Raw genomic sequence first — 9,619 nt, 5'->3', positions numbered from 1 at the left:
TGTTGGTCAAGGGCGAATCCGATTCCACCATCCCCTTTATTTCCCTTCAAAAGGTAGCCCGTGATGACTTTTCATAGATTTTTTGACGCTACCCTCTTGAATCGCCTGAATCACTTGTTGTTTTGTTAAAGCGTTTTCAATTTTCGATCGAAATGATGAGTCCATTAATAATGTGGATAATCGGGATAAAGCTTCTAAATGTGTATTATTGGCTCCTTCTGGTGCGGCAATCATAAAAAATAAATGACTTTGTTTTCCGTCTAACGCGTCGTAATCAATTCCATCTTTCGAACGACCAAAAACAACAGCTGGCGTGCGAACCGCTTTTGTTTTGGCATGAGGGATGGCAATTCCTTCACCGATCCCTGTCGTACTTTGCGCTTCACGGGCAAAAATCGCTTCGATAAATGTCTCACGATCGTGCAATTTCCCCGTTTTTTCAAGAACATTTGCTAATTCTTCGATCACTTCTTTTTTTGTTTGGGCTTTTAAGTCAAGAATAATTGTGTCTTCTGTCAACAAATCTGTTATTCTCATACACGATCCTCCATTCGTGTGATGTTTACTTCACCTAGTAAGCGATGAACTTCTTCTTCTGTACATAAATCTTCAGAAAACGCCGTCGCACTCCCCGCCGCAACGCTATATCGAAACGCTTCTTCAAGCGATGCTTCATTTACATATGCAGCTAAAAACCCAGCTACCATTGAATCACCGGCACCAACCGAATTTTTCACTATTCCTTTCGGTGCTTGAGCGATTAATATGACGTCTTTATGGAACAAAATCGCTCCATCTCCTGCAAGGGAAACGATGACATGTTGCACGCCATTGTCAATTAGTTTTTTTCCATATTCGATGATTTGATGTCGACTATGAATATGTGTTCCGAACAATTCCCCTAACTCGGTCTGGTTGGGTTTAAGTAAAAATGGTTCGTATGCGATTGCTTGTTTCAATGCATTACCACTCGTATCAACAACAACAGAAACCCGTCGTTTTTTTGCTTCTTCTATCATAGTGACATAAAATGTATCATCTACCGAGGGCGGAAGGCTTCCTGCTAAAACAAGTATATCTCCTTTTTTTAGTTGCTTAATTTTATCAATCATCGCTTCTTTATGTTCATTGCTAATGACAGGTCCTTCGCCATTTATTTCTGTTTCTTTTTCCCCTTTTAACTTAATGTTTAATCGCGTTTGTCCAGGTACAGCAATAAAATCTGTTAAAATATGCTCTCTTTTCAATTCATCAGCAATAAACTGACCTGTAAATCCACCAATAAAACCAAGCGCAACATTATGAACATGTAGTCGCTTCAATACGCGTGATACATTAATCCCTTTCCCGCCTGGAAAATATGCCGTTTTTGTTGCCCGATTTAATTTTCTAAGTTCGATCTGTTGTGCTTCAACAACATAATCGACGGAAGGATTTAATGTGCATGTATAAATCATGATTTCACAACCTCTACTGTCGTTTTTTCTTCATACATTGCTAGCAATTCTTCATCTGTTTCATCCGTAATCATCGTTGCTTCTTGTAATGGTGCAATTTTCGCAAATGTGCTTTCATTTAGTTTCGAGTGATCTGCCAATACAAACGCTCGTTGTGATAAATGAATCGCTGTTTGTTTCATAAATGCTTCTTCGGGATCGGGAGTTGTATACCCAAAATCAATGTGAACACCATTTACTCCAATAAAACATTTATCAAAGCTATATTGCTGCAAGGAATGGATCGCTCCTCGACCAATTAACGCATTTGTTTTTTTCTTAATGAATCCTCCAACGAGATATGTTTGGATGTCTTTCTCTAACAATGCCTCAATATGCATAATGCCATTAGTGACTACCACGATATTTTTTGCTTCGATATAAGGAATCATCTGGAATGTTGTCGTTCCTGCATCTAAATAAATACAATCTCCATCTTGAATAAGACTGGCCGCATACTCGCCAATGAGCTGTTTTTCATGAATGTTTTTGGTCGATTTTTCAAAAACGCTCAACTCTTCTCTTTTTTGTTGTAATAACGCTGCTCCGCCATGGACACGCTTCAATTTTTTTTCTTTTTCCAGCTGGCTTAAATCACGTCGAATCGTCGATTCTGAGCATTGCGTTACTTCGACCAATTCATGTAACTTTACAACTTCCTTTTCTTGTAACAACTGCAAAATAATACGATGTCGTTCCGGTGTTAACAACTTTACACCTCCTTTTTTAAATCGCTTACATCTTTATCATACCGAAGTATACGTAAAAAATCAATCAAATTCATTCAATTTTAATCAAAAATAATCATTATTTTTTATATATCATTCAAAAACGTTCATTTTTCAGAAAAATAAAAACCATCTCATATTGAGACAGTTTCATTTGTATTTCCAATTTTCTCAGGATAATATTCTTCAATCATTTGGATAAATGGCTCGACATATTGAGGATCAAATTGCGTCCCAGAACAACGTCGTTCAATCGTTTTTTTTTTTTTTTTGATTATTTAGAACATAGTTTTATTAATAAAAAATCAGTTGCCTTATCGGCAACCGATTTCGTTTTTATTTAAATATTTGTGCAACGCGAACTGCTTTTTTCCATCCATCATACAGGCGTTGTTGAACATCAGTATTCATTTTCGGTTCGAAAGCACGGTCAATGTTCCATTGTTTCGCAATCTCTTCTTTACTTTCCCAATATCCAACCGCAAGTCCTGCCAAATAAGCAGCACCGAGAGCAGTTGTTTCGTTCACAACCGGTCTCTCAACTGGTACGCCAAGAATATCGCTTTGAAATTGCATTAGAAAGTTATTTTTTACTGCCCCACCATCAACACGCAATGTTTTTAACGTAATGCCCGCATCTGCTTCCATTGCTTTTAATACATCTTTTGTTTGGTATGCGAGCGATTCGAGTGTCGCTCGAATGAAATGTTCTTTTGTTGTACCACGTGTCAAGCCAAATACCGCTCCTCGTACATCGCTGTCCCAATATGGTGTTCCAAGTCCTACAAACGCAGGCACAACATATACCCCATCTGTTGATTGTACTTTTGTCGCATATGCCTCACTATCTTTTGCTTCCTTAATCATCCGCAATCCGTCACGTAACCATTGAATAGCAGATCCAGCAACGAAAATGCTTCCTTCTAGCGCATATTCAACTTTTCCATCAACTCCCCATGCAATTGTCGTTAATAAGCCGTGTGTAGACTGAACTGCTTTTTCACCTGTATTCATTAACATAAAGCAACCTGTTCCGTATGTGTTTTTCGCCATTCCTTCTTCAAAGCATGCTTGCCCGAACAAAGCCGCCTGTTGATCTCCTGCAATTCCAGCAATCGGCACTTCTTGACCAAAGAAATGGTACGGTGCCGTATGTGCGTAAATTTCTGAAGATGGCCGAACATCTGGCAACATCGTTTTTGGCACATGTAAAATATCAAGTAGTTCGTCATCCCATCTTTGTTCATAAATGTTAAACATTAACGTTCTTGACGCGTTAGAGTAATCTGTCACATGCGCTTTTCCACCAGATAATTTCCAAGTAAGCCACGTATCAATCGTCCCGAACAATAAGTCACCGCGTTCCGCCTTTTCACGTGCCCCTTCGACATGATCTAAAATCCATTTCACTTTCGTTCCTGAAAAGTAAGCGTCAATCAACAAACCCGTTTTTTTCCGAAATATATCATCATATCCAGCCCGCTTTAATTGTTCGCAAATTTGTGCGGTTTGACGTGATTGCCATACAATGGCATGATAAATTGGCTGTCCTGTTTGTTTATCCCATACTACCGTCGTTTCTCGTTGGTTTGTAATACCAATGGCCGCAATTTGTTTTGGTTCAATAGCTGCTTCTGACAACACCGTTGCAATGACGGCTAAAATAGATCCCCAAATTTCATTTGCATTATGTTCTACCCAGCCTGGTTGTGGGAAATATTGTGTAAACTCTTTTTGTGCAATATGAACAATTTCCCCTTTTTTGTTAAATAAAATGGCACGTGAACTTGTTGTTCCTTGATCAAGAGCTAAAATGTACATATACCTATCCCCCTTGCAAAAAAAGACCCACAGCGCAATCAATAAAAATGCGTGTGAGTCTCCGTTTCTCCGTCACTAACATGATGAACTTACTATAAGACTAATCAATTTCGAAAACGCTGTCAATACATTTATTACAGAGCAAAATACCGCCAAAGTTCGACATTTGATGTCGTTACCGCAACAGCTCCTGCTGCAAGCGCTGCTTCAACTTCGGTTTCGTTTTCGATTAACCCTCCAGCAATAATTTTCTTTCCGGTTCGTTCGTGAAGTTGGGCAATGACTTTTGGAACAACACCAGGCAATACTTCAATATAATCCGGATTTGTTTTTTCTACAAGCTGAACGCTTCGCTCAAAGGCATTTGAATCAATAATAAATGTGCGTTGAATCGCAACAACGCCTTTTTGTTTTGCTTTCATAATCACACTACTTTTTGTTGAGATCAATCCATATGGTTTAACGAGCTGGCATAAAAATTCTGTTGCATATTCATCGCTTTTTAACCCTTGTATTAAATCAACGTGAAGAAACATTTTTTTCCCATGCTCATTTGCATATGTATACACACTTTTCAACATACCGATATGAATGTCTAAAAACACCCCATATTCATAATTCATTTTTATTAGTTTGTCAAAATCTTTCATTGAGCGCACTGCTGGTAAAATACGTTGTCCGTTCATCCTTCGATCACCTTTACATAAAATGTGCGTGTTCGCGGTCCATCGAATTCGCAAAAATAAATACCTTGCCATGTTCCGAGAAGCAACTGACCTTTTGTGACAATGACATACGCTGATGATCCGACTGTGCTTGCTTTCATATGTGCTGCTGTATTTCCTTCACTATGCCGATCGAGCGAATGATGCCAAGGATACAGTTCATCAAAACGGCGAATCATGTCCCTCTTAACATCTGGATCCGCATTTTCATTAATCGTCATTCCTGCTGTTGTATGAGGACAATAAATAAAGGCAACCCCTTCTTGCACACCACTCTCTGTAATAAAGGATTGAACAAGTGAAGTAATGTCTACAAACTCATCTCGCCTCGTTGTCTGAATCGTCCATTGTTTCATCATCATACTTTCCCACCTTTATTCTTAATATATTTACAATCATATATATTTTCACATTTCTTTTCCATAAAAAACTCCCGAATGACTAAACAGCTCCTAGCGCAGTTAAAGCCCAGATCATTCTGGGCTTTAATCGTATACGTGATGGGACGGAATAATATAATCGACCGAAATCACAGGCAAATCGTGTTGTTCAACTGAGGCAACAATTAAACCTTGTTTGCTTACAATACCAAATTGTTCTTTCTGTTGATCGAATGCTGCTTCACTAAATGCCAAAACCGTTTGATATAGCTTTTCTTGATCAACTTTTTGCTTCCGTACATGATTGCTTAACTTAATGATCACTTCTTTCCCACGAATTTGACCACGATACATGCCACTCACTTCCTTTCTATACTCCTTACTGTTAATGTTATGCACTTAAGATAAAAATCCTTCTCTTAAAAAATTTTTTGAAAAAATCGCCTTTTTGTCTTGACTCTTCCTCATCATTCGTGTATAGTCTAATTATCATCTAACTGAATATATGTCCTGCACCGAGTGGTTGCTGTGAGTATATTCCGTTATATGAAAAATTTTTTCATTAGCCTATTGGCTAAAAGGTATTAGGAGGATTCAGTATTATGCAAAACGGTAAAGTAAAATGGTTTAACAACGAAAAAGGTTACGGATTCATCGAAGTAGAAGGCGGAGACGATGTATTCGTACACTTCACAGCAATCCAAGGTGAAGGTTACAAAACATTAGAAGAAGGTCAAGCTGTTTCTTTTGAAATCGTTCAAGGAAACCGTGGCCCTCAAGCTGCAAACGTAGTGAAATTATAATCGTCTGAGATGATTCATATATAGCTCGACGAAAAGACCAGCAAATGCTGGTCTTTTTTATTACATACTCTCCTCTTTTCACACAAATACTACAAGCGAGGAGGGATGACGATGACACAAAATCCAAAGAACCCACATCTTCAGGCTGATAGCGTATTTACGAAAATTGAAAATGCACATTTGGCAGTTGAATCAGCGAAAAAGATGGTTGCAGCAGCAACGATGAGCTTAGATGAACACGCTTTTGTTCATGCAAAACAAGCGATTGAAAATGCAAAAGAAGCGATTACGCGTGCCAAAACAAGCACGCAAGATCCCTTTCTCTTGCAATGCGAAAAAGAACTTGCAGATGCACACCATCAATTAACTGAAACGATGAATCATATGTAGCAACAGGGTGTCCCGTATACTTGGGGCACCTTGTTACGTTTTTTGTTTCGCGAGCAACTGACCGTATTGTTGAATTTTTTCCCCTACTGTACACATTTGAATACAAAACGATTGTGCATACGATTTTCCGCACTCTTTGCAAAACGTTCTCTTCACAAAACAACCTTCGCAATACGTATCAAATAATTCATTTAACCGAAGCAACACATCTTTTCGATTCATCGTTTACGCTCCAATTGTATTGTACTTCTAATCATCGTCCCTCGAAGCGCCTGCGTTGCTAACTGATCAGCTTCACTATTTTCTTTTCTACCAATCGGTTCATAAATAGGAGAAATACAAAGCCTCTTCATTTTTCGCTCAATTCGCTCCACCCATCTTCCTTCGTCCGAAAATACAGGCCAATCACTAGATAATTGATGCAATACAACATGCGCATCCCCGCGGAACACAACGGGTAAATGGTGAACGCCAAGATGTTCAAGTTGCTCAAGTAAAAAATGAAATGCCGCATACTCTGCTTCGTTATTTGATTGTAATTCATCTAACTGCGCATTTGCGCGGATACGAAATTGTTCACCGTCTTGTTTATAATAAATAACGATCCCAATCCCTGCTTTTTTCGTTTGACGATCAAAACCGCCATCAAAATAAGCAATTACATCATGTGGCTCTGTTTCAATTTCTTTCATTAGCTTGATTAGCTCTTTCTTCGTCCACGCCACACCACGTGCATCATAAAATAAAAGTTGTTTCACCCTACCTGTTTTTTCTATATCCTCTGCGAAAGTGATAGCTTCTGATACTTCCATTTCTTTTGATGTCCATACCGTTTCCTTTTTTTTCGGTGTTACATATGTCCACTCCATAAATACCTTCATATCGCTCACCTTTTCTTTTTATTTTATTATAACAGCTTAGACAAAAAATGATGTCAGTTGTATAATATCGTTTGTGTCTCTATATTTTCATACGAGGAGGGATCCCATGTTTAACGAAATACTCGGTCTTATTTCTGCCATCGTCACTTTTTCACTTGTGTTGCTCATTTATCGTTTCTTTGGTCGCTCAGGTTTATTCGTATGGATTGGCTTTTCTACTGTCGTTGCTAATTTACAAGTCGTCAAAACGGTTGAATTGCTTAGTATGACAGCTACACTTGGAAACGTCATGTACGGAACCGCTTTTTTAGTGACAGACATTTTAAGCGAAAAATATGGGAAGAAAGAAGCACAAAAAGCGGTATGGCTTGGCTTTTTTACACTTATTTCTCTCACAATCGTCATGCAAATCGCTTTATTGTTTAAGCCGCATGCGAGCGACTTTGCTCAACCAGCGTTAGAAACGATTTTTGGTTTATTGCCACGTATCGCGCTTGGTAGCTTGCTTGCTTTTTTAATTAGTCAATCGCTCGATGTTTACTTATTTCATTGGTTTAAAAAGAAATTTCCGCGCGATTCTCAACTTTGGATTCGTAATAACGGAAGTACAATGATTAGCCAATTGATCGATACACTCGTTTTCACATCCATTGCTTTTCTCGGTGCATTTCCGTTACATGATTGGATACAAATTTTTATCACGACGTATGTACTGAAATGGATTGTTGCGATGTTGGATACACCGTTTGTATATTTTGCAAAAAAAATATCCCCAAAATATACAGAATGATGGTAAAATGTTGTATGAGACTTCGGTCTTATACAACATTTTTTTGCAAAGGAGAGTCAAATGAAATACAAAGCTGACGTTAGTCTATTGTTTGTTGCATTCGTTTGGGGTGCTACGTTTGTCGTCGTTCAAAACGCCATTGCTTTTTTACCTCCATTAATGTTTAATGGCGTACGTTTTGCGATCGCAAGTGTATTGTTATGGATTTGGGTATTTATCTTCGAGCGCAAGCCTCTAGATCGACAACTCGTCCGTGCTGGATTGATTCTTGGCATATGGTTATGTCTTGGATATGCCTTTCAAACGATTGGCTTATTGTATACTACTTCGTCAAAAGCTGGATTCATTACTGGATTAAATGTTGTTATCGTTCCTCTCCTTTCATTTATCATTTTAAAACATAAACCTTCGTTTAACGCTGTGGTCGGAAGTATATTGGCTACATGCGGGCTATATCTTTTGACCACAAGCGGAGATATGTCAATCAACAAAGGCGATGTGTTTGTGTTTTTATGCGCCATTGCTTTTGCGCTACATATCGTGTCAACAAGCATATATGCAACAAAATTTTCATCTATCCTACTAACTGCTGTTCAAGTTCAAACCGTATCTATCGTTTGTTTTATATGTTCATATTGGCTTGAAGACTGGTCTCTTATTCCGCTCACCACTTTTTTTGAATTTGATGTATGGATGGCTCTACTCATTACCGCACTGTTCGCAACAACGATTGCTTTCTTTATTCAAACGCATTTTCAACAATATACATCTCCAACGCGTGTTGCTTTAATTTTTGCTCTCGAACCTGTTTTTGCCGCTTTAACTGCATATATATGGAATGATGAACGCCTTCAACAAGCAGCTTTATTTGGAGCTGGGCTCATTTTATTAGGGATGGTATTATCTGAACTTCCTCAACATATATGGCAAAGAAAGAAGAGCGCTCGCCTTTCATAGCGAGCGCTTCCATCTACTTATTACATAAGATAATCCCCCTGTGACGATACCGAGAAACGCCCCACCAATGACTTCAATTGGTTGATGACCAAGCCGTTCCCGCAACAATTCTTCTTTTCGATCCAGCTTTCCATCATCTTCAGCACCTTTTAACCGCTCAATCTCTTCAGTTAATTCGTTCACACGAATAGCTAGCTCTCCTGCTTGATGACGCACACCTTGAGCATCGTACATAACGATTAAACCAAAAATAGAAGCAAGAGCAAAGTCTATACTATGCACTCCCCGTTTTAAAGCAACTGTTTTTGTCAATAATAAATTGAGCCAGAGCGATCACTTCAAAAGTGAGCCACTTTTAGAATCAGAGTTCCCATAAATGGGAGAAGGTGGGTGTTTGGATGAGTTGCCCCTAGGGGCAACTCATCCAAACGCTTCGCGCACCTGGCTACCACTCCCCATTTTCCCTCTGTTTCATACTTTGACGGAATCGATAAGATTCTCCGTTTAGAAGAAGAATGTGCGAACGGTGAGTGAGCCGATCAAGCAACGCTGCTGTCATCTTTTCATCCCCAAAAATGTTCGTCCATTCTACAAATTCAAGATTTGTTGTAATGATGACACTTGCACGTTCATAGCGATTGGAAAAGA

The 9,619-nt window shown here is 38.8% G+C and carries 13 protein-coding genes and 2 pseudogenes; 4 read left to right on the top strand and 11 right to left on the bottom strand.

The genetic code is table 11. From position 1 onward, the window contains the following. Window positions 1-93: 93 nt before the first annotated feature. From ASC42_RS13335 to ASC42_RS13305, 7 genes and pseudogenes are all read right to left on the bottom strand, one after another. Window positions 94-537 (bottom strand): annotated as a pseudogene (locus tag ASC42_RS13335) (PTS sugar transporter subunit IIA); the annotation flags it as partial. Beyond that, window positions 534-1,457 carry a 1-phosphofructokinase gene (pfkB, locus tag ASC42_RS13330; protein ID WP_055442096.1) on the bottom strand — a complete coding sequence of 308 codons (924 nt, stop codon included), beginning with the start codon at window positions 1,455-1,457 and terminating at the stop codon, window positions 534-536. The pseudogene ASC42_RS13335 and the gene pfkB, both read right to left, overlap by 4 nt. Then, window positions 1,454-2,206, bottom strand: coding sequence for a DeoR/GlpR family DNA-binding transcription regulator (locus ASC42_RS13325; protein ID WP_055442095.1), 753 nt, complete (start codon window positions 2,204-2,206; stop codon window positions 1,454-1,456). The genes pfkB and ASC42_RS13325 overlap by 4 nt, the downstream gene beginning before the upstream one ends. 354 nt (window positions 2,207-2,560) lie before the next feature. Further along, entirely contained in the window at window positions 2,561-4,045 is a 1,485-nt protein-coding gene (gene glpK, locus ASC42_RS13320) for a glycerol kinase GlpK (protein WP_055442094.1), read from the bottom strand. A gap of 134 nt (window positions 4,046-4,179) precedes the next feature. Beyond that, window positions 4,180-4,731, bottom strand: a complete 552-nt coding sequence (locus ASC42_RS13315) for a glycerol-3-phosphate responsive antiterminator (protein ID WP_055442093.1) — start codon at window positions 4,729-4,731, stop codon at window positions 4,180-4,182. Then, window positions 4,728-5,129, bottom strand: coding sequence for a secondary thiamine-phosphate synthase enzyme YjbQ (locus tag ASC42_RS13310; RefSeq protein ID WP_055442098.1), 402 nt, complete (start codon window positions 5,127-5,129; stop codon window positions 4,728-4,730). Before ASC42_RS13310 ends, ASC42_RS13315 begins: the two co-directional genes overlap by 4 nt. Before the next feature lie 126 nt (window positions 5,130-5,255). Next, complete coding sequence (locus ASC42_RS13305) at window positions 5,256-5,504, bottom strand: hypothetical protein (RefSeq protein ID WP_055442092.1); 249 nt, start codon at window positions 5,502-5,504, stop codon at window positions 5,256-5,258. Between the two features lie 248 nt (window positions 5,505-5,752). On the opposite strand from ASC42_RS13305, the gene cspD reads away from it, so the two are divergent. Both cspD and ASC42_RS13295 read left to right on the top strand, forming a co-directional pair. Beyond that, window positions 5,753-5,953, top strand: coding sequence for a cold-shock protein CspD (gene cspD / locus ASC42_RS13300; protein ID WP_003398931.1), 201 nt, complete (start codon window positions 5,753-5,755; stop codon window positions 5,951-5,953). A gap of 111 nt (window positions 5,954-6,064) precedes the next feature. Next, window positions 6,065-6,343, top strand: a complete 279-nt coding sequence (locus tag ASC42_RS13295; RefSeq protein WP_055442091.1) for a DUF2564 family protein — start codon at window positions 6,065-6,067, stop codon at window positions 6,341-6,343. 33 nt (window positions 6,344-6,376) lie between these two features. On the opposite strand, the gene ASC42_RS13290 is transcribed toward ASC42_RS13295, so the two are convergent. Further along, complete coding sequence (locus ASC42_RS13290) at window positions 6,377-6,565, bottom strand: zinc-finger domain-containing protein (protein WP_055442090.1); 189 nt, start codon at window positions 6,563-6,565, stop codon at window positions 6,377-6,379. Next, window positions 6,562-7,212: a ribonuclease H family protein gene (locus ASC42_RS13285; RefSeq protein ID WP_082435738.1), complete on the bottom strand. Its 651-nt coding sequence runs from the start codon at window positions 7,210-7,212 to the stop codon at window positions 6,562-6,564. Before ASC42_RS13285 ends, ASC42_RS13290 begins: the two co-directional genes overlap by 4 nt. A 118-nt stretch (window positions 7,213-7,330) precedes the next feature. Between ASC42_RS13285 and ASC42_RS13280 the strand changes: the two genes are divergently transcribed. Both ASC42_RS13280 and ASC42_RS13275 read left to right on the top strand, forming a co-directional pair. After that, window positions 7,331-8,014, top strand: a complete 684-nt coding sequence (locus ASC42_RS13280; RefSeq protein WP_032099530.1) for a queuosine precursor transporter — start codon at window positions 7,331-7,333, stop codon at window positions 8,012-8,014. Window positions 8,015-8,074: 60 nt separating this feature from the next. Beyond that, window positions 8,075-8,971, top strand: coding sequence for a DMT family transporter (locus ASC42_RS13275; RefSeq protein WP_055442088.1), 897 nt, complete (start codon window positions 8,075-8,077; stop codon window positions 8,969-8,971). Here the strand turns inward: ASC42_RS13275 and ASC42_RS13270 are convergent. Beyond that, window positions 8,966-9,283, bottom strand: a pseudogene (locus ASC42_RS13270) (divergent PAP2 family protein); the annotation flags it as partial. The gene ASC42_RS13275 and the pseudogene ASC42_RS13270 sit on opposite strands and share 6 nt — an antisense overlap. A 133-nt stretch (window positions 9,284-9,416) precedes the next feature. Continuing rightward, window positions 9,417-9,619, bottom strand: a 203-nt coding sequence (locus tag ASC42_RS13265; protein WP_167338081.1) for an ATP-binding protein, incomplete at its 5' end; no start/stop codon positions are given.

Source organism: Anoxybacillus suryakundensis (genome assembly GCF_001418025.1).
GTDB classification, from domain to species: domain Bacteria; phylum Bacillota; class Bacilli; order Bacillales; family Anoxybacillaceae; genus Anoxybacillus; species Anoxybacillus tengchongensis.
This window is presented reverse-complemented; position numbering and strand designations above follow the sequence as displayed.